At 72.3% G+C, this 19,910-nt stretch carries 16 protein-coding genes; 8 read left to right on the top strand and 8 right to left on the bottom strand.

All coding sequences use genetic code 11. The features are described 5' to 3' along the window. From ACFXOZ_RS03705 to ACFXOZ_RS03695, 3 genes are all read left to right on the top strand, one after another. On the top strand, positions 1–2,031 hold a 2,031-nt coding region (locus tag ACFXOZ_RS03705), incomplete at its 5' end, for a polymorphic toxin-type HINT domain-containing protein (protein WP_380587075.1). Beyond that, positions 2,028–2,495, top strand: a complete 468-nt coding sequence (locus ACFXOZ_RS03700) for a hypothetical protein (protein WP_380533022.1) — start codon at positions 2,028–2,030, stop codon at positions 2,493–2,495. The genes ACFXOZ_RS03705 and ACFXOZ_RS03700, both read left to right, overlap by 4 nt. Before the next feature lie 17 nt (positions 2,496–2,512). After that, on the top strand, positions 2,513–2,977 hold the full coding sequence (locus tag ACFXOZ_RS03695; protein WP_380533019.1) for a hypothetical protein: 465 nt from the start codon (positions 2,513–2,515) through the stop codon (positions 2,975–2,977). A 432-nt stretch (positions 2,978–3,409) separates the two neighbouring features. On the opposite strand, the gene ACFXOZ_RS03690 is transcribed toward ACFXOZ_RS03695, so the two are convergent. After that, on the bottom strand, positions 3,410–3,802 hold the full coding sequence (locus ACFXOZ_RS03690; protein WP_380587072.1) for an HGxxPAAW family protein: 393 nt from the start codon (positions 3,800–3,802) through the stop codon (positions 3,410–3,412). Positions 3,803–3,902: 100 nt separating this feature from the next. On the opposite strand from ACFXOZ_RS03690, the gene ACFXOZ_RS03685 reads away from it, so the two are divergent. Then, positions 3,903–4,388: a MarR family transcriptional regulator gene (locus ACFXOZ_RS03685; RefSeq protein ID WP_375895468.1), complete on the top strand. Its 486-nt coding sequence runs from the start codon at positions 3,903–3,905 to the stop codon at positions 4,386–4,388. Positions 4,389–4,476: 88 nt separating this feature from the next. On the opposite strand, the gene ACFXOZ_RS03680 is transcribed toward ACFXOZ_RS03685, so the two are convergent. The 6 genes from ACFXOZ_RS03680 to ACFXOZ_RS03655 all read right to left on the bottom strand — a co-directional run bounded on the left by ACFXOZ_RS03680 (position 4,477) and on the right by ACFXOZ_RS03655 (position 11,495). After that, positions 4,477–5,736 carry an alpha/beta hydrolase family protein gene (locus ACFXOZ_RS03680; protein ID WP_380587068.1) on the bottom strand — a complete coding sequence of 420 codons (1,260 nt, stop codon included), beginning with the start codon at positions 5,734–5,736 and terminating at the stop codon, positions 4,477–4,479. Positions 5,737–5,937: 201 nt separating this feature from the next. Next, positions 5,938–6,300, bottom strand: a complete 363-nt coding sequence (locus tag ACFXOZ_RS03675) for a hypothetical protein (protein ID WP_375895463.1) — start codon at positions 6,298–6,300, stop codon at positions 5,938–5,940. 308 nt (positions 6,301–6,608) lie between these two features. After that, positions 6,609–7,049: a hypothetical protein gene (locus ACFXOZ_RS03670; protein WP_380587065.1), complete on the bottom strand. Its 441-nt coding sequence runs from the start codon at positions 7,047–7,049 to the stop codon at positions 6,609–6,611. A gap of 1 nt (position 7,050) precedes the next feature. Beyond that, on the bottom strand, positions 7,051–7,416 hold the full coding sequence (locus ACFXOZ_RS03665; protein WP_375895457.1) for a hypothetical protein: 366 nt from the start codon (positions 7,414–7,416) through the stop codon (positions 7,051–7,053). An 80-nt stretch (positions 7,417–7,496) separates the two neighbouring features. Further along, the gene (locus ACFXOZ_RS03660; RefSeq protein ID WP_380587063.1) at positions 7,497–7,931 is read right to left on the bottom strand and encodes a hypothetical protein; all 435 of its coding nucleotides are present in this window, start codon (positions 7,929–7,931) and stop codon (positions 7,497–7,499) included. 327 nt (positions 7,932–8,258) lie between these two features. Continuing rightward, complete coding sequence (locus tag ACFXOZ_RS03655) at positions 8,259–11,495, bottom strand: putative bifunctional diguanylate cyclase/phosphodiesterase (protein WP_380587060.1); 3,237 nt, start codon at positions 11,493–11,495, stop codon at positions 8,259–8,261. A 150-nt stretch (positions 11,496–11,645) separates the two neighbouring features. On the opposite strand from ACFXOZ_RS03655, the gene ACFXOZ_RS03650 reads away from it, so the two are divergent. The 3 genes from ACFXOZ_RS03650 (at position 11,646) to ACFXOZ_RS03640 (ending at position 17,503) form a co-directional block, all read left to right on the top strand. Next, positions 11,646–14,990, top strand: coding sequence for an amino acid adenylation domain-containing protein (locus ACFXOZ_RS03650; RefSeq protein WP_380587058.1), 3,345 nt, complete (start codon positions 11,646–11,648; stop codon positions 14,988–14,990). Then, positions 14,987–15,808: a leucyl/phenylalanyl-tRNA--protein transferase gene (locus ACFXOZ_RS03645; protein ID WP_380587055.1), complete on the top strand. Its 822-nt coding sequence runs from the start codon at positions 14,987–14,989 to the stop codon at positions 15,806–15,808. Before ACFXOZ_RS03650 ends, ACFXOZ_RS03645 begins: the two co-directional genes overlap by 4 nt. Before the next feature lie 78 nt (positions 15,809–15,886). After that, entirely contained in the window at positions 15,887–17,503 is a 1,617-nt protein-coding gene (locus ACFXOZ_RS03640) for a hypothetical protein (RefSeq protein ID WP_380587052.1), read from the top strand. An 84-nt stretch (positions 17,504–17,587) separates the two neighbouring features. On the opposite strand, the gene ACFXOZ_RS03635 is transcribed toward ACFXOZ_RS03640, so the two are convergent. Continuing rightward, entirely contained in the window at positions 17,588–18,817 is a 1,230-nt protein-coding gene (locus ACFXOZ_RS03635; protein WP_380587100.1) for a serine hydrolase domain-containing protein, read from the bottom strand. A 271-nt stretch (positions 18,818–19,088) separates the two neighbouring features. Between ACFXOZ_RS03635 and ACFXOZ_RS03630 the strand changes: the two genes are divergently transcribed. Next, positions 19,089–19,910, top strand: an 822-nt coding sequence (locus ACFXOZ_RS03630; RefSeq protein WP_380587049.1) for a helix-turn-helix domain-containing protein, incomplete at its 3' end; no start/stop codon positions are given.

Here is a 19,910-nt window from a genome sequence, read left to right as displayed (position 1 = left end):
CGCAGCGGTGTGGTGGTGTGGTCGACCGGTACCGGTGGTCATGCGGGTGCGTGGGCGACGATGCAGGACGACGGCAACTTCGTGGTCTACGACCCCCAGCGGGTTCCGCTGTGGTCCTCGCAGTCGTGGGTCGGTCCGAACAGCAAGTACTTCGCGGTCGTCCAGGACGACGGCAAGTTCATGGTGTACGCGCCGGGCTGGGCCCCGAAGTGGGACTCCCACACCTGGAACGCGGTGGACGCGGCCAACGGCGCGGACCTGACCTGGGACGTCGAGGGCAAGCTCGCCACGATGAAGCAGGGCAGTGCGACGACGTCCTACGTCTACGACGCGGACGGCAACCAGCTGGTCCGCCGCAACCCCGGCAAGGTCACCGTCAACCTCGGCGCCGGAGACGAACTCACCTACGACACCGGCTCCAAGGCCAGCACCGGCACCCGCTACTACGCCCTCCCCGGCGGCGTCACCCTCGTCCGCCAGGGCGCGAACGCGCTGACGTACCAGTTCTCCGACCACCACAACAGCGGCACCCTGTCCATCGACTCAGCGACCACCAACGTGAACCGCCGGTGGACCGACCCCTTCGGCGTCCTCCGCGGCTCCGGCAGCGGCAACGCCTGGGCCGGCGACAAGGGTTACGTCGGCGGCCTCAAGGACGACGCGACCGGCTTCACCAACCTGGGCGCCCGCCAATACCAGCCCGGCACCGGCCGCTTCCTCAACCCCGACCCCGTCATCGACCCGGCCAACCCCCAACAGTGGAACGGCTACGCCTACAGCACCAACGACCCCACCAACCTGAGCGACCCGAGTGGTCTCCGCCCCGAGGGCGTGTGCGGCGGCTTCGGCACCTGCGAGACCGCTCACGGGGACATCATCACGGAGACGTTCAAGCCGGAAGGCCACGGCGCCTGGACGGAGGAGTACTGGAGCTCGGATTCGGGCACCAAGAAGTACCCGAACATCGTCAGCCCGCACTACTTCCTCATCACCAGGGGCGGAACGCTCTGGGGCAACGTCCGCGAGGCTGCCGACGCCACGACCTACATTCCGGGCCTGAACGCCCTCGGCACCGTCGTGGGCGCCGGCATGGACATCAAGGACGGCCACTACCTGGACGCCGCCGAGGGCCTCGTGGGCCTGATCCCCGGCGGACGCGCAGTGGGCGCGGCCGGAAAGGCCGAGAAGGCCGAGAAGGCGGGGGTGGCCGCGGCAAAGGATCTGGAGAAGGCCGAGGAGAAGGCGGGAGCCAAGTGCCCCCTGGCGCTTGTCCGGGGAGCCACGCACAGCTTCCTGCCCGGTACCAAGGTCGTCATGGCGGATGGTTCGACCAAGGCGATCGAGGACATCGAGACCGGTGACGAGGTCCGAGCCACAGACCCGACGACCGGCAAGACCGAGTCCAAGCCGGTGACCCGCAGTATCCGGACGCCTGACGACAGCAGGTTCACAGACCTGACCCTGCAGGCTGCGGACTCCAGCAGCGCGTTCGCGAAGGTGGAGAACCTCACCAGCACTCAGCACCACCCGTTCTGGGACGAGACCGCACATCTCTGGACCGACGCCTCGGAGCTCCGCCCCGGCCACGAGGTCCTGACAGCCGATGGTCGGAAACTCATCGTCCGGACCGTGAGGAACTACAGGACGGCACCACAGGTCGCCTATGACCTCACCATCGCCGACACCCACACGTACTATGTGCTGGCCGGAGCGGCGCCGGTCCTGGTGCACAACAACGATGGCGACGCCCCGTGGTGGCACACCGGAGACGATGAGCCGGAGCCGTATTCCGAGTACGACCGCTGGGAAGGCGAATCCAACTTCGAGAAGGGCAAGCACGGAGACAACACCAGTCACAACAGGACTGGAAAGTGGGCGATGAAGCAGGGGGGCGTGACCGACAAGGACGAGGCCAAGCGCATCCACAACACCATGAAGTCTGGCATGGACGGTAACGGCAACATGGCGAAGGAGGACATCATCGACATCGCGCGGAGTGAGCTCGGTGACGGGAGTGATGGTTGCCCGTGAGCCAGTACTCCAAGATCGAGGAAAGCCAGGACATCGCGAAGCTGCGGAACGCTGTCGTGCCCCTGGTCGGGCATCGCGTCCGTGAAGCCCGGCTGTCGCAGACTGGATCGCTGCGCGTGGATTTCGACCCTGGTGTCTCGACCCGTGGTTGCCGACTCGGCATCTACAGCGTCGCGTGGCGTCTCGACAGTCGTGAGTCGATCGTGGCGGCCTCGCAGGACTCCCCGGACTTCCTGTCGAGTTCGATCGCGACCCTCGGGGGTCAACGCCTCGTCGCTGCCGAGGTTCTTTCGCCCAGCCTGGACACGACATTCAGATTCACGGATGTCGAACTGCGGGTCTTCCCTGCTTTCTCGGTCGTGGACAACGAGGATTCGATCTACTGGAACCTTCACCTTCCGTCCGGCTACCTGCTCTGTGCCGGGCCCGGGAGTTCGTGGTCCGTCCGGCGGGCAGTCCGGTGAGCGGGGGCGTGGAGGCGATGGAGGAGCTGATCCGGCCGGTCCTGGGAAGGCAGGCGTGGGCTGTTCGACTCCTGCTCGGTAGCAACCTGGCGATGGACTTCGGTAGCCCGGTCGAGCCCTACGGAAACGGGTCGGTCTTCGGTGAGTGGCACCTGTGGGTTTCGATGGCCGCCTGGAGGTTGGAGGGCGGAGGTCGCGTGATCGCGGGTTCGGAGGATCCGCGGTCCGTGCTCGTCCCCGCGGTAGCGCTGCTCGAAGATCGTCGGCTGATGACCGTGACCATCCGGCCTCCAGCACTGGAGACGGTGTTCGAGTTCGACGGCATCGAGCTCCATGTGTTCCCGATCTACTCACAGCGAGACGTCGATGATCCGGCTGACCACTGGATGCTGTGGATGCCGGCCGGAGACATCCTGACGGTGGGGCCGGGCTCGACCTGGTCGGTCGAGACGTCGAGTAGTCGACGCGGGCGACGTTCGTAGCGGCACTCGTGCCGGCCTGCGTCTGACCCGCAGTTCACGGGTCTGCTCGCGAGAACAACAGCGGTGCCCCGCCCGGAAGTCCGGGCGGGGCACTCGTTCTCGGTGGGGTCACCGGAGTACGTGACAGTGGAGTGGTCACTCTCCTGGTCCGGGTGGTTCTGGATCGCCACGGCCTCACCAGGGGTCGTGATCCTCTCCCATGCCCAGGCGGTCCGGCCTGACGGGGTGCGGCCGGCGTGGCGCCGATCGTGGCGGCCTTGCGGGCGACGGAACGCATGGGGTTCTCCGGTGGGGTGAGGGGGATCGACGCCGCAACTTGCCGGCCCCGAACCGCCGTTTCGCCACCGTCCTGTCGTCCTCGGGATATCCCGGACCGCCCCGGGAAGAGCCGCCTGGTCGGCCGCGCTTCCGGCGGCCCGGTGCGGTCGAAGCTCAGGCGCTGGCGTTGGCGCGGGCCCGGGGGCGGCCGGGTGCGGGGGTGGGTGTCCCGGGGGTGGGTGTCCCGGTGGTGGCCGGGTGGGGGTGGCGGCGGGCGAGGCGGCAGCCGAGGCAGTGGGGGTGGCCGCCGTTGCGGGCGGTGGGGTCGGGGGTGCGCCAGTGGCGGAGGTGGGGTGGGCGCGGGCCGGTGGGTTTGCCCCAGCCGGCGAGGTGGAGCAGCCAGGCGGCGAGTGCGCCGAGGGCGGTGAGGGCTGCGCCGGCCCAGAGCCCGGGGGGCGAGCCGAGGACGAGGGCCGTGCCGGCGACGGCGAAGCCCGCGGTGGCGAGGGCGGTGCCGGTCCAGCCGGCGACGGTGTGTCCCATGTCGTGGTCACCGTGGGCGCTCATGGATCCTCCTGTGGTGTGAGATGGACGGGTGGCGGTGGACGGCCGGTACCGGTTCGTTTATCTCACGAGATAAGTAACTTAGATGCTAAGGAGATCCTGGGTGAAGGGCAAGCCGCGCCCCCGGGCGACGCCCGAGCAGGCGCTGTACGCGATGGACCGGATGATCGCGTTGGCCCAGTTCGGCCAGCAGGACATCGCCGCCCGGCTCGGGCTCAACGTGACCGACCTGACCTGCCTCGGCTTCGTCATCGAGGCCGCCCTGGCCGGTGAGCCCCTGGCCGCCGGCGACCTCGCCGAGCGCGCCCAGCTGACCACCGGGGCCGTGACCGGCGTCCTCAACCGGCTGGAGAAGGCCGGGTACGCGAGCCGGGAGGCCGACCCCGGCGACCGCCGGCGGGTGCGGGTGGTGATGGCGGACGACGCGCAGCAGCGCATCCTCCAGGTCTACGGACCGTTCTACGAGCGGATCGGCGCGCTGTTCGCCGACTACACGCCGGAGGAGACCGCGGTGATCGCCGACTGGTTCACCCGGGCGCGGGGCGTGCTCGCGGAGTCCCTGGACGAGATCCGGGCCGGGACGCCGTAGTACGGCATCCCGGCCCGGTGGTCCCGGTCCGGTGGTCCCGGTCCCCGGTAGGCGGCCGCACCCCCGTGGCGGCCGCCCGTCCTGCTCGTCAGGGGAGGAACCTGACCTCCGGGAACGTCGGCGAGGGCCCGTCGAGGAGGGCGCTGCGGCGGTGGCGGAGGTGGGCGTCGAAGAAGGCGAGCGGGTAGGACTGCTGGATGCGGGTGGAGCGGTCGGCGGGGAGGGTGCCGACCATCTGCTGGATCTGCTCGACGGGGATGCCGAGCAGCGCACCGAGTTGCGGCATCAGGACGGCCGCGTCCTCGTAGGAGTTGTGGCGGACGCCGTCGGCCTGGATGTTGAGGTGCCAGCCGCGCAGGTGGTTCCAGAAGGTGACGGCGTCCGGGTTCCGGTCGCGGCCGAACTCGGCGGTGATCATCATGAACGGCCGGTCCAGGTCGGTGACGGTGATCGCCGCCATCGGACCGTCGATGGCCAGGCCGGCCCGGACGCGGCGGTCGGCCATGAGGACGGCGGCGGTGGCCGAACCCCCCTTGGACCAGCCGAACATGCCGACGTCGAGCGGGTCGGGGGCGCCGAGGAGGCCCTCGGGAAGTGCCTTCCCGTCGACGTCGGGGTTGCGCCCGGCGGCGAGTTCCTCGACGCAGTCCAGGACGAAGCGGGCGTCGGCGGCGCAGTCGTTCGGGCCGATCCTGGGGGCGCCCTCGATCCACGGGGTGAGCACCCGGCCGTCGGGGAACTCGGTGAACGCGTCCCAGGTGTGGTCGACGGTGACCACGACGTAGCCGTGGCTGGCGAGTTCCTGGACGATGACGGTGTTGACGGCCCGGTGGGCGTGGGCGCCGTGCGAGTAGACGACGACGGGCAGCCGGTGGCCGGCGCGGTGGCCCGGGCGGTGGACGGGTGCGCCCTGGCGGGCGGCGGTGAGCGGGGCGGCGCTGAGCGGGACCTTGTAGCCGGCGTCGTCCAGGAACGCCTTGAGGGCGCCGTCGCTCAGCCAGGGGGCGAGCGGGAGTTCCTCGGCCGCTCGGGCGGGGTACCAGACGCTGGCCATCAGCTCGCGGTACCGGCCGGGGCCGGCGAACGGGTCCGGCCGGGAGGTGTCGCGCAGGTGCAGGGCGACCGTGCCGATGCGGTGCGGGCCGGTGGGCGCGGGCAGGGTGAGCCGGCCGGGCGTCGGGCTGCCCGGGGTCGGGCTGCCCGGGGTCGGGCCGCCCGGAGTGGTGGGGGCGTCGGCCCGGGCGGTGGAGGCCAGACCGAGCGGGGCGGCGGCGCCCAGGGCCAGCGCGGTGCCCAGCATGCGACGGCGGGTCAGTCCGGTGGGGCCGGTGAACGGCGTGGTGTCCATGCGGAGGACGCTGTCACGGGGCGCGGGGGAGCGGCATCAGCCCGCCGGTTGATCTCCGGGCAGGGCGCATTGGTCCACGGGTTTACATCCCCGGGCTGATGCGCGGGCGAGGCCGGAACGTGCCGGAGCCCGGGCGCACGGTGGGTCTCCGTGCGCCCGGGCTTCGGGGTGTCGATCAGCTCTTCCGCCGTGCGGGGAAGCTCAGTTGAGGACCACGACGTCGGTGCGCATCGGCAGCGAACTGCCCCAGGCGATGTCGATCTTGAAGGTCACGATCCCGTTGCCGGGGGCGATGCTCGACACCTGGAAGGCGGCGGCGCCCACGAAGCGGTTCCCGTTGGAGTCGATCTCGGAGGCGGTGATCACGACGGTGGAGTCGATCCCGATGACGTTCCAGGACAGCTGGAGGTTGAACGTCCCGTGCGAGGGGGTCCAGGTCCACCAGGCCCGGTTCACGGTGCCGACGTTGCCGCCGATCGCCGCGAGGTCCTGGCCGTGGCCGGTGGGCTGCGAGTGGCCCGCGATCTGCGGGATCTCGGAGGCGGAGGATTCGACTGCGGTCATGGCGTCACTCCTTGCGCCGGGAGAGCCCCCACGAGCTCTCCGGATGCTTCGAGTGTCGGTCAGTGTGCGGAGCTTCGACAATCACTCGTGAGAGTGAACTCCCCTGGAATGTCGGCGAGTTGGGGTGCACAGCGGTCAGGTTTCATTGGGAGGTGTCGACTCGTTGGGGCGGGGGCCGGGTCACTTCTGTTTCTTGACGTCCTCGATGAAGCCCCGGATGCCGTCGATGGTCGCGACCCAGCCGAGGAGGGTGACGAGCCCCCGGCCGATGGCCAGGAGGGCGGAAGCGATGAATTCCATGATGTCCTTCAGCTGTGGTGCTGCTGCTGGGGTCCGGCCGTGCCGGGGCCGTCCCCGCTTTCGGTGATGTACGCGACCTCCCAGGCCCGGAACCTGAGGCGGAAGTTGAGCGAGAGGATCTCGAAGACCGGCGGCAGCTCGCGGCCGTACTCGTAGTACTCGATCATGTCGATGCCCTCGGGCTCGACGTCGGGTATGCCGACCCAGCCGTCGGAACTGACCGAGTCCTGTTCCATGCGCAGTTCGCCGACATCCCGGAACTCCAGCGCGAACGGTCCGTGCCGGTCGTGCCGGAAGTCGACGGTGAGGGTGAGCTTCGGGTGCCCGCCCAGCCGGAATCCCAGCAGCGCGGTGTCGTTGTGGAGGTCCAGGTACCGGCTGCCGGCCTGGAGCTCGATGGTGTGCAGTGGCGGGGACCAGGAGTCCAGGCCGATGAATCGGGCGTGCACGTCAGTTTCCTCGTTCGTGTGCGTTCCGGCGGCGGGAGAACAGCCTTCGGAAGAAACCTTCCCGGGCCCGGTCGTCGTCCGCGTACCGTTTCAGTTCCGGATGGGCGTCATCGGGCCTGTTGTGCCCGGTGTCGAGATCCTCGCCGCCCGGGGTGGACACCCAGCCGTGGGCGGCCCAGACCGATATGCCGTCGTTCGTCACCTGGACGGTGAAGGGGAATTCGGCGGTGGGCGGCTCCTTGCTGTGCACGACGAACGTGTCGCCGGGCTCCATCCAGAAGTCGCTGCCCTCGGGTTCGAGCATCATTTCCGTGCGCCGGTCGCTACGGTTCTCGATCGCGACCTTGAATTCCACCAGGTGCTCCATTGCGCCAGTTTCGCATGGCACGGTCCGGAAGTTCTCCGGAATCTCGGCGAGTTCGGTGATGGCAGTGGGCGAGCACCGTCTCAGGCCTCGTGCGCGGCGGCCCGAACCTTCTCGATGTCGGCGACCAGGGCTTCCACCCGCCTGTTCACCGTCGATCCCGAGCCGTAACCGGCCAGCATCGGCAGTTGGTCGGACTTTCCGCCGACGAGCACCAGTGCGGGGAGGTCGGAGGAGAGGAGCGTGCCCGGGAGCGTGGCGCATTCCACCCTCTCGATCTCGGACCATTCGTACGACCGTGCCCGGAGCAGTCCCGAGTACTTCAGTCCCTTCGGCCCGAAGGAAACCCCGTACATCGGAGCACGAACTGTCAGGAACAGCGCGGGAACTCCGGTGAGGACGATCGGGATCAGGTCGTCGACCCGGTTGGCGAACGCGGCCGTGGAGACCGCGACCAGGGCGCACACGATCCCGATCAGGAAGTAGGCGACTGCCCAGGGACTGCGCCGTTTCTGCATGGTGTTACCCCCGTCACGTTGTGCGCCGGCGCGCCTTCCGGGTTCGGCCGTCGACTCCTCGGGGGCGGGTGCGACCCGGAGGTGCGCCCGAGGGTGTCGTGACATCAGGACTCTCTCAAGGGATGGCCGTGGTTGGTAAAGACTTCTCCAAGTTCGAATGACAATCTCTCATTCCCGGCGGGCCGTCCATGGCCGGCTGGGATGAAGATTCCGTAACGGATCGCTCGGCCGGGGCGCTGATTGGTGATGGTTTGTCGAGAAAAGGGGGAAACGGCTGTCGGCCGCCGGACGGCACCGCCCTGCTGACGGGCCCTCGGCTCGTCCGCTTCAGGCCGGCTCGAAGGTGGTGCGCCGGACCAGGGCGCGGGCCTGGGCGCCGTCCATGGGGTGGGCGAAGAGGTAGCCCTGGCCCAGGGGGCAGCCCATGGCGGCGAGCAGGTCGCGTTGGTCGGGGTGTTCGATGCCCTCGGCGATGACCTGGACGCCGAGGGTGTCGGCGATCCGGGTGATGCCCTCGACCAGGGCGTACTGCTGGGCGGAGAGGCCGAGCCCGTCGATGAAGGACTTGTCGATCTTCAGCAGGGAGATCGGGAACTCCCGCAGGTAGGAGAGCGAGGAGTAGCCGGTGCCGAAGTCGTCGATGGCGAGGCCGATGCCGAGGTCGCCGAGGACGGCCATGTCGGCGCGCAGCCGGTCGTCGCGGCGCATCAGGACGGATTCGGTGAGTTCCAGGACAAGGGTGCGCGGGTCGATGCCGGAGGTGTCCAGGGCGTGCCGGACCACGTCGACGAAGCCGGCGTCGCGGAACTGGCGGGCGGAGACGTTGACGTTGACGCGCAGCGGGGGGCGGCCGGTGGCGGAGCGGGCGGCGGAGCTCGCGGAGTGCCAGGCGGCGGCCTCCTCGGCGGCGCGTTCGAGGACCCAGGCACCGAGCGGGACGATCTGGCCGCTCTCCTCGGCGAGGGCGATGAACTCGTCGGGCAGCACCATGCCGCGCTGGTCGTGCGGCCAGCGGACGAGGGCCTCGAAGGCCACCAGGTCGCCCGTGCGCAGGTCGACGATCGGCTGGTAGTACAGCTGGAAGGCCGATTCGGCGATGGCGGAGTCCAGGTTCTCGTTCATCTCGTGCCGCTCCACCATCCCGGTCTGCAGGGCGGGCCGGTAGTGGCACCACTGGCGGCGGCCGGCCGCCTTCGCCGAGTAGAGCGCGAGGTCGGCGTGGGCCAGCAGCTCGGCGGAGTCCACGCTGTCCTCGGTGGTGGACACCCCGATGCTGGCGCTGACCCGGACGGCGCCGGCGCTGAGCTTGAACGGTTCGGTGAACACCGCGAGCACGCCGGCCGCGATGGTGTCCATGTCGCTCGGGCACGACGCGTCCTCGACCAGGACGGCGAACTCGTCGCCGCCGAGCCGGGCCGCGGTGTCGGAGCTGCGCAGCGCGGTGGAGACCCGCAGCGAGACGGCGACCAGCAGTTCGTCGCCGACCGCGTGGCCCTGGGTGTCGTTGACCACCTTGAAGTCGTCCAGGTCGATGAACAGCACCCCGGTGACGGCGCCGCTGCGCTCGCCGCGGGAGAGCGCGTGGCCGACCCGGTCCTGGAACAGCACCCGGTTGGCGAGGCCGGTCAGCGAGTCGTGGAAGGCCCGGTGGGTCAGCTCGCGCTCCATCTGGCGCTGCTCGGTGACGTCGCGCAGGGTGAGCACCAGGCCGCCGACGGTCGGGTCGTCGCGCAGGTCGGTGTAGCGGACCTCGGCCTCGATCGGGGTGCGGTCCTGGCGCAGCAGCCGCCAGTGCTCGCGCGGCTGGTCGCCGCGGGGCGGCTCGGCGGAGCCGCGCATCCGGGCCAGCGCGCCGCCGACCTCCCGGCTGTCCTCGGGCGGGACGAGGTCGGTCAGCCGGGTGCCGTTCAGGTCGGGGTGGCCCAGGACGCGCTCCGCGGAGGAGGAGGCGTAGCGGATGCCGTCGTCGGCGTCCAGGATCAGGATGACGTCGCTGGCGTTCTGCACCAGGGCGCGGAAGTACAGCTCGCTGTTGCGGCGGGTGACCTCCTGGCTCAGCACCACGCGCTCCACGGCCAGGGCGGCCTGGGCGGCGAGGATCTCCAGCGAGCCCCAGAGGCTGGTCAGTTCCTGCTCGGTGCCGGTGACGACCAGGGCGCCGATGAGCGGGTCTCCGGAGGGGCGTTCGGCCAGCATCAGCGGGCTGACCAGGGCGGCGGGCATGCCGCCGAGGTGGGCGGGGAGGTCGTCGGAGCCGACGGGCAGCAGGCGGGTCTCGCGGTGGGCGGCGAGGCGGGCGAGGGCTTCGCCGTGCTCGTCGTGGTCGCGCTGGTTGGCCCGGTCGTCGTGGTCGTCCCGGTCGTCGTGGTCACGCCGGTCGTCCCGGTCGTCCCGGTCGTGCCCGGTGGTCGGCGAGGCGGCGTCCCGGCGGTCGTCCTTGTGGTTGCCGGCCCGGCGGACGTGCAGCACCCCCGATTCGGTGACCGCGAGCAGGGCGACGTGCCCCCGCTCGGCGGGCATCAGGGTCGCGGCGGCGGACTGGACGGCGTCGGCGACCTCCGCCACGGTGACGGCGGCGGTCAGCCGCGCGCCCGCCTCGCGCAGCGTCCGCTCCCGGGCCACCGCCTCGCGGCGGGCGACCACCACCACGGCCAGCCGGGCCAGCACCAGCAGGTAGAGCAGGGCGGAGAAGGCGCCGATCACGCCCGCGTTGCTGGTGTTCCCGGCCAGGGACTCGATGATCAGCATGCCGGGCGCGATCAGCGAGGCGAGGGTCAGCAGGGTGAGCCGGCCGGCGGAGAGGTCCGGCTGCTGGGTGGGGACGGGCCGGGTCAGCTCGACCATCGAGGGGTGCAGGGCGGCCGCGCCCCAGGCGGTGTAGAAGGCGGCCCAGCCGAGTTCGACCCCGGTGCCGATCCGCCAGGTGCCGTGCAGCTGGATCAGCCCGTAGAGGATGTCGGAGGTGAGCAGGCCCAGGGCGCCGACGGTGAGCAGTTGCAGCGAGCGGGAGTTGCCGCCGCGCGGGGTCAACAGCCGTAGCAGCAGGGCGAGGACGACCACGTCGCCGAGCGGGTAGGCGATCGAGACGGCCTTCTGGATCCAGCTGAGGTCCGGGTTCCGGGCGTACGGGAGGATCAGGTAGATCCAGACCAGCAGGGCCAGGCCGAGGGTGATGATCAGGGCGTCCAGCAGGCCGGCGCGGTCCTGGCGGGCGGTGCGCCAGCGGATGAAGCCGACCAGGCCGACCGCGTAGAGCAGGAACTCGGCCAGGTAGAAGCCGTCGGCGACGGACGGGAACGGGTTGTTCAGGTGCAGGATGTCGAGCTGCAGGGCCTGGACCGCCTCGCCGGTGGTGAAGCTGAGGTTGGCCAGTGCCAGGACGTACCAGGACGTCGGGTGGCGGGGTCGGTTGAGCCGGACGCCGACCACCACGGCGGCGACGCCGCCGAGGCCCATGCCCGTCCACCAGATGATCCGCAGCCCGGGGTCGGCGAAGTAGATGCCGGTGAACAGCACCATCCAGAGCAGGTAACAGACCATCAGGCGTTGTCGCCGGCGAGTCAACGAGGCTACCTCCTCCGCGACACCACCCCGCCGGTCGGGCGGGGGAGTTCGGGCGAGGGCGGGTCTTGCGGACGGCCCTCCGGGGCCGGTCGGCCCACGGGGGAGAGGCGTCCGGCGGGCTGTGCGACGGACGTTGTAGGAGTCCCCTGAGTGCGTATAGTCGGAAATGTCGCACCTCCCAGCATTCTGCCGCTTCAGCACGAGGTCAAGCCGGTGGACGACGCAGTCGACAGCGCACGGGGCGTACGCGCGGATGTGAGGTCCGGGCGTCACGCCGTGGTACGGAACGACGACGGCCAGTACGCGCTCTGGCCGGGGGACTTGACCCTGCCCGACGGGTGGCGCCAGGTGTACGGGCCGGACGGGCGGGAGCAGTGCCGGGCCTGGGTGGAGCGCAACGGGTCGGCCGCGCCGCGGCGCGGCGCCGCCGGTGCCCGGGCCGGCTTCGCGGACACCGTGCACGGACTGTTCCGCACCCGGGCCGCGCACGACCCGTCGGCGGTCGCCGTGGTGAGCGAGGAGGGCACGCTGAGCTACCGCGCGCTGGACGCGCACAGTGACCGGCTGGCGGCCGAGCTGCGGGCCCGGGGGGTGGGGCCGGAGCAGGTGGTGCCGGTCTGCCTGGGGCGCGGGGTGGAGCTGGTGGTGGCCTGGCTGGGGGTGCTCAAGGCGGGCGGGGCCTTCCTGCCGCTGGACCCGGCGCACCCGCAGCGGCGGCTCGCGGGGCTGGTGGCGGACTCGGGGGCGCGGGTGGCGGTCACGGACGGGCACGGGTTCGACGGGGTGGAGCGGGTGGGGGTGGACATCGGCGGTCCGCTGCCGGCCGGGGCGGAGCACGGCGCCACCGACCTCGCCACCCCCGACGACCTCGCCTACCTGATCTACACCTCCGGCACCACCGGCCGGCCCAAGGGCGTCCCGGTCACCCACCGTTCGCTGCTGTTCACCCTCGACCGGGTGGTCGGCGCCTACGGCCTCGCCCCCGGCGAGCGGGTGCTCCAGCTGGCCGCACTCGGCGCCGACACCGCGCTGGAGCAGGTGTTCTCGGCGCTGCTCGCCGGGGCGACGGTGGTGCTCGGCGGCCGCGACACCTGGGCGCCGACCGAACTGGTCCGCCGGCTGCCCGGGCTCGGCCTGGCGGTCGCCGACTTCACACCCGCGTACTGGCACCACGTGCTCGACCTGCTGCCGCCCGGCGGACCGGCCCCGGCCGGGCTGCGGCTGGTGGTGGTCGGCGGGGACGTGGTGCACGCCGACGACTGCCTGGCCTGCGCGGAGCGGCTGCCGGGCGTACGGCTGCTCAACGCCTACGGCGTGACGGAGGCGGCCGTCACCTCCCTGCACTGCGAACTCACCCCCGGGCTGCTGGACTCCCCGGCCGCCCACGTGCCGATCGGCCGCCCGCTGCCGGGGGTGCGGGTGCACGTGCTGGACGGGCGGCTGCGCCCGGTACGGCCCGGCGAGCGGGGGGAGATCCACCTGGGCGGGCCGGGCCTGGCCCGCGGCTACTGGGGGCAGGCCGGGCTCACCGCCGAATCGTTCCCGCCCGACCCGTACGCGCCGCTGCCCGGCGAGCGGATGTACCGCACCGGCGACGCCGGGCGCTGGCGCGCCGACGGGCAGCTGGAACTCCTCGGGCGCTTCGACGACCAGGTGAAGGTGCGCGGCCACCGGGTCGACCCGGCCGAGATCGAGGCGGTGCTGGCCGGCCACCCGGCGGTGCGGCAGGCCCGGGTCGCGGCCGACGGCAGCGCTCCGGACGGCAGCCGCCTGCTCGTCGCGTACTACACGCTCGGTGACCGGGCGGAGCGGCCGGAGGGGCTGCGGGCGTACCTCGCGGAGCGGCTGCCGGAGTACCTCGTCCCGGCGGAGTACGTCGCACTGGAGGCCATGCCGCTCACGGCGGCGGGGAAGATCGACCGGCGCGCGCTGCCGCAGGCCCCGGTCCGGGCCGACGTGCCGGCCGTGTCCGCAGGCGAACCGGTCCCGGGCGAACCGGTCCCGGGCCGAGCGGCCCCGGGCCGAGCGGGCGAGGGGGAGCCGAGCGCCGTCGAGGCCGCCGTCGGCCACCTCTGGGCGGAACTGCTCGGCGCCGAACTCGTCCGCCCCGACGACGACTTCTTCGCCCTCGGCGGCACCTCGCTGCTCGCCATGGAGATGCTCGCCCGGGCCCGGATGATGTTCGGCCTGGACGTCGGCCACGTCCGCACCCTCACCCGGGCGCTGCTGCGCTCGCCCGTGCTGCGCGACTTCACCGCCGCCCTCCAGGCCGCCCGCAGCGGCACCGCCCCGGGGGAGGCCGCCGTCGACTGGCAGGCCGAGGCCCGGCTCACCCACCCCGTCGGCCAGTCCTGGAGCCCCGCGCCCTCCCGGGCCGAACCCGCCGAGATCCTGCTCACCGGAGCGACCGGCTTCTGCGGCGCCCACCTGCTGCACGAACTGCTCGCCACCACCGGGGCGCGGATCCACTGCCTGGTCCGCGCGCCGGACCAGGAACACGCCTTGGAACGGCTACGCGCCACCCAGCAGCGGTTCCTGCGGCACGACCTGGCGGACGCCCGGGTGGTTCCGCTGGTCGGCGACCTGGCCGCCGAGCGACTCGGTCTGACGGAGCCTCAGTTCGACTGGCTGGCCCGACACCTGGACGCGGTGTACCACCTCGGCGGGCTGGTCAACTTCCTCTACCCGTACCACCAGCTGCGCGCGCCCAACGTCGACGGCACCCGGGAGGTGGTCCGGCTCGCCGGACACAGCCGGGGCGTGCCCGTGCACTACCTCTCCACCCTCGCCGTGCTGGCCGGGTTCGGCGCGGCCGGCGTCCGCGAGGTCACCGAGCGCACGCCGCTGGCCCACCCCGAACGGCTCGGCGTGGGCTACGTGGAGAGCAAGTGGGTCGCCGAACAGCTGCTGCACAACGCGGCCGCGAGCGGACTGCCGGTCACCGTGCTGCGCACCAACGACGTCACCGGGGACCTCGCCACCGGGGTGATGAACACCGGCACCGAACTCTGCGCGCTGATCAAGTACTTCGCCGACAGCGGCAGTTGCCCGGACGTCCGGCTGCCGCTGGACTTCGTGCCGGCCGACCGCTTCGCCCGGGCGGTCGCCCACATCGCCGCGCACGCGCCCGCCGACGGCGAGGTCTACCACCTCACCTCGCCGAACCCGGCCGGGCTCCCCGAACTCGCCGACCGGCTCCGGGCGCGCGGCCACCGGATCGCCGAACTCCCGTACCGGCACTGGGTGCAACGGCTGGTCCGGTTCGCCGCCGGACACCCCACCCACCCCGTCACGCCGTTCGTGCCGCTGTTCGTCGACCGGGCGCCGGGCTCCCGGCTGTCCATCAGCGAGCTGTACTTCCAGCCGGTGTTCCCCCGCTTCGACCGGCTCAACACGGAAGCCGCCCTGGACGGCAGCGGCATCGAACTGCCGGACGTGGACGCCGGGTTGCTGGACCACTACCTGGCGCGGCTGACCGACGAGGGATTCCTGTGACCCGGACGGTGCCGGACTTCGACGCCCTCGACCTCCACCGCGCGCCGACGGAGGGGCCGGTGGCCTTCGGCGGGGTGCTCGGGCCGCAGACGCTGCTGTCGGCCTACCGGCGCGGACTGTTCCCGCTGCCCGCCGCCGACGACTACGCGGCCGCCTACAACGAGGCGCTGCACGGGGACGCCGTCGAGGCCGGTGAGGTGGCCCTGCTGCCCGGCGGGGAGGACCCGTACGCGCTGGCGTGGTGGTCACCCGACCCGAGGCCGGTGCTGCGGCCCGGCGCCGTCCGGCTGCCCCGCCGGCTCGCCCGGCGGCTGCGCGCCGCGGGCGGCGCGGACGGCGAGGGCGGTGCGGGCGGTGCGAGTGGTGTCCCGGAGTGGTGGACGACTGCGGACCGGGCCTTCGGCGCGGTCCTCGCGGCCTGCGCCGAGGGGCGCCAACCCGCCTGGCTCACCGAGGAGTTACGGTCCGTGCTGGTCGAGCTGCACCGGCTCGGCGCGGCGCACAGCGTCGAGGTGTGGGAGGGCGAGGAGCTGATCGGCGGGGTCTTCGGGGTGGCCGTCGGGGCGGCGCTCAGCCTGGACTCGATGTTCCACCGCCGCCCGGACGCCGCCCGGATCGCCGTCGCCGACCTCGGGGCCCGGTTCGGCGCCGCGGGTGGGCGGCTGCTCGACGCCCAGTGGGACGGGCCGTACGTGCGCAGCCTCGGGGCCGAGCCGACCGGGCGCTCCCGCTATCTCGGGGAGCTCGCCGCGGCGGTCGGGGGCCTCGCGGCGGGTACACTGCCGGACGGTCGACTGCCTGTCGCGCGGCTGGTCTGACCTGCGGTTTCAGGGTGCCGGGGGATTCCGTTGGCCTGTCTTCGACAAACTTATTCCTCGTCAGTAACATGACGCCGCGTGTTCAAACCCTCGATAGGCCGGGCCGCGCCCGCAGCCCTGCTCACCCTCATCCTCGCCGGAACGGCCGCGTGCGGGCCCACCGGCTCCGGCGGCACCCCGCAGGCCGCCGTCGAACCGGCCGCCGCCACCAGCACCGCCGACACCGGCGCCACCACCGCCGGGGGCGGCCCGGCGGGCGGCGCCCCCGGCTCCGGCGCGCCCCGCGCCCGGGCCGGTGCCGCCTCCGCCCGTCCGACGCCGACCGCCGGCTCCGGCACCGGCAACGTGACGGTGGCGCCGGCCGGCGACCAGCAGGCCGCCATCGGCACCCCGGGCAAGGACGGCGGCGCGGTCACGGCCGCGACCAAGGCCCTCCAGCTCACCGCGTACGACCCGGGGAAGGGCACGGCCGTGCTCACCGCCGGTGGCGCGAGCGCGGCCCCGAGCACCTCGCCGAGCACCCCGTCGAGCGCTTCGCCGAGCGCTTCGTCGAGTGCCGTACCGACCCCTGCGCCGAGCACGAGCGCGACCCCGTCGGGCACCGCAACGACCGCCGCCACCACCACCGCCGCCGCGGCCGCCGCCGTGCAGCCCGGCCAGCTGCTCGCCAGCCCGCCCACCGCCGCCGCCCCGCAGGGCGCCCTGGTCGCCGTCACCGGCGCCACCCCGGGAGCGGGCAACACCGTCAACCTCACCACCCGGCCCGCCACCCTCACCGAACTCCTCGGTGGCACCGAGGCGGACGGCCAGGTGCCGATCGACGTGCACGGCATCCAGGTGACCCCGCTGGTCAAGGACCTCAAGGCCACCGCCGGCATCGACGGCAACGGCGTGAAGGCCGACGCCTCCGGCACCCTGGGGATCGACGTCAAGGCCCCCGTCCCGCTGCCCGAGGGCGCGAGCCTGGACGCCTCCGGCTCCCTCCAGCTGCACCCGGCCGTCCACTTCGCCTACCACGGCGCGCAGGCCACCAGTCCGCGCACCGCCTCGATCGGCTTCGACCTGGGCGCCCAGGCGCACTGGAAGGTCACCGGCGACGTCGCCCGCAACACCGGCGCGGCCCCGATCCGGGTCCCTTTCGCCAAGCTGCAGGCCAGCCCGGTGCTGACCGTCGCGGGCCTGCCCGTCGTCGTCAACCTCGGCCTCACCTGCTACCTGGAGGTCAGCGCCGACGGCCAGGTCCACCTGGAGACCGAGCAGGACGCCACCGGCACCTGGGCCGTGCGCGCCGACTACACCGGCGGCAAGGGCTGGACCCCGGTCACCAGCGCCGACACCAAGGTGTCCCCGGTGCACGTCCGCCTCAACGGCAAGGCGTCCGTCCGCGCGGCCCTCGGCGTCGAGGCCAGCGTCGGCCTCTACGACACCGTCGGTGTCCAGGCCGCTGTCGCCCCCTACCTCAGCGCCAAGGCCGACGGCTCCCTCGCCGTCGACCTCCCCGGCAAGGGGCCCGAGGTGAAGGGCAGTTGGGCCCTGGTCGGCGGCGTCGACCTGAACGGCGCGCTGACCGCCCACCTCAAGATCTTCGGCACCCCGCTCTTCGAGAAGAGCCTGCCCTTCCCACCGTTCCACAAGGAGTGGCCCCTGCTGACCGGCTCGGCCACCCTCCCGGCCCCGAAGCCCAGCAGTAGCTGAGCCCGCCCGGAACACCTTGAGGAGTGGGATGTCGGCGGGTCCGACCTCCCACTCCTCCTGCACACGGGCACCGGTGCCGGTGCGTCAGTCCTCGACGGCCTGGTAGACCGTCGTCCAGAAGTCGTGGATCAGTCGCGCCGAGTGCGGTACGGACATCCCGACCTGGGTGAGGAGGAGGCCGACGACCCCGTTCTCCGGGTCGGCGTACGTCGAGGTGCCGCTGCCGCCGTCCCAGCCGAACTGGCCGACCGGCGCGTAGTCGCCGCGGTAGCTGCGCACCGCCATCCCGAAGCCCCAACCGCCGTGCTGCCCCTGGCCGTACGACAGGTGGACGTTGTCGCGGGCCAGTGCGGTCCGGGCGGCGGTCTGCTCGGGGGAGAGGCGGTTGGTGGTCATCAGCTCGACCGCCGGACGGGACAGGACCCGCTCGCTCCCGTGCATCCCGTGGTTCAGCAGCATCCGGAGGTAGGCGTGGTAGTCGTCGGCGGTGGAGGCCAGGCCGCCACCGCCGCCCGGGAACGCCGGAGGGCTGCTCCACCGTCCGTCCGCGGGCTCGTCCCAGACGGTGAACTCCCCGCTCCGCGGGTCGGGGGCGTAGAGCGGGGGCAGCCGGTCGAGCTTGTCGGCCGGCACGTGGAACCCGGTGTCCGACATGCCCAGCGGGTCGAGGACGCGTTCGCGCAGGACCTCCTCGAACGGACGCCCCGTGACCCGGGCGACGAGCACACCGAGCAGGTCACTGGCGATGTGGTACTGCCAGCTCTCGCCGGGCTGGTGCATCAGCGGGAGCGTGCCGAGTCGGCGCAGCCACTCGTCGGGCTCGGGCATCGGCACCGGCAGATCGGGCGTGAGCCCCTGCTCGAAGACCGCGTTCATGATCGGCGTGCCCAGGGCGGTCAGATCCATGCCGAGCCCGAAGGTGCTGGTCAGCACGTCGCGCACGGTGATCGGCCGCTTGGCCGCGACCGTGTCGTCCAGCGGGCCGTCGAGCCGCTTGAGCACCCGCCGGTCGGCGAGCTCCGGCAGCCACTGCTCCACCAGGTCGTCCAGCCGCAGTTCACAGGTGTCGAGCAGGGCCACCGCGGCCGCCACCGAGACCGGCTTGGACGTCGAGGCCATCCGGAAGACCGTGTCCCGGCGCATCGGGGCGCCCCCGCCGTGCTCCATCGTCCCGAGCGCTTCGACGTGCGCCTCCCCGCCCCGGCTCACGAGGGCGACGACCCCCGGGATCCGGCCGGAGTCCACGTGGCGCGCCAGCACGTCGTGCACCCGGCGCAGTCCCGCTTCCGAGAAGCCGCTGTTGCTCCTGGCCATGACCATGGTGGATCTCCCCCTGCATGAGCGTTCGGTGATTGCTGAACAATGTCGAAGCTACATTGCGTTCAGAAAATCGTCAACGATGTTGGAGTGGCAAGATTGGCTGCAAATGCTGGGAAGTGAGGGCTTTCATTGCAATGGCCATGGCGCTGAATGCAATGGATGACGGGAGTGGGCATTGCAATGGGGTGGCGGTGAACGCATACTGCGGAGCGGAACCGCGCGGAGTGCGCGGAGTGTGCGGACGGACGGGAAGGAGCGGCAGCTGATGCCCGGAGGCAGGCTCACCGACGAGGAGCGCCGGACCATCGCCGAGGGGCTGGCCGAAGGCCTCGGCTACGGCGGGATCGGGCGACGGCTCGGGCGCCCGGCCTCGACCGTCCTGCGGGAGGTCACCCGCAACGGCGGTCCCGAGGACTACCGGGCCGACCAGGCGCAGGAGTCCACCCGGGACCGCGCGCGCCGCCGGAGGCCGGAGCGTCCGCCGGAGCCGGCGGCTCCCGACGACGGTGACGGGCGCGATCCCCGGCAGCTCCGGGAGTTCGAGGAGTTCTTCACCGCGCTGCTCGAACGGCAGGGGCTGCCCAGGATGGCGGCCCGCGTGCTGGCCTGTCTGTGCGTAGCCGACTCCGGTGCCGCCACCGCCGCGGAGCTGGTCGGCCGCCTCCGGGTCAGCCCGGCCTCCGTCTCCTCCGCCGTCAACTTCCTCGAACAGCAGGGGATGGTCCGGCGCGAGCGCACACCCGGCGAACGCCGCGAGCGCTACGTCATGGGCGACGACATCTGGCTCCGCTCCGCCCTCGCCGCGCTGCGGATGAACGAGGAACTGATCGCGGCGACGCGGCGCGGGGCGGAGGTCCTCGGTCCGGCCACCCCGGCGGGTGCCCGCTTCGACGCCTCCGCGGAGTTCCTGCTGCTGATGAGCGAGGCCCTGCACCTGGTGCTGGAGCGCTGGCACGGGCGACGGGGGGAGGAGTGGGGGGGGGGGGCCCCCCCCGCCCCCCACCCCGCACACAAGACACAAACGGAGCAGCGAGGCGCGCGGCCGGGGCCCGGGGGGGGGGGGGAGCACGGGGACGGCCACCCCGCC

The sequence above is a fragment of the Kitasatospora sp. NPDC059160 genome (genome assembly GCF_042755465.1).
Taxonomy (GTDB): Bacteria; Actinomycetota; Actinomycetes; order Streptomycetales; family Streptomycetaceae; genus Kitasatospora.
This window is presented reverse-complemented; position numbering and strand designations above follow the sequence as displayed.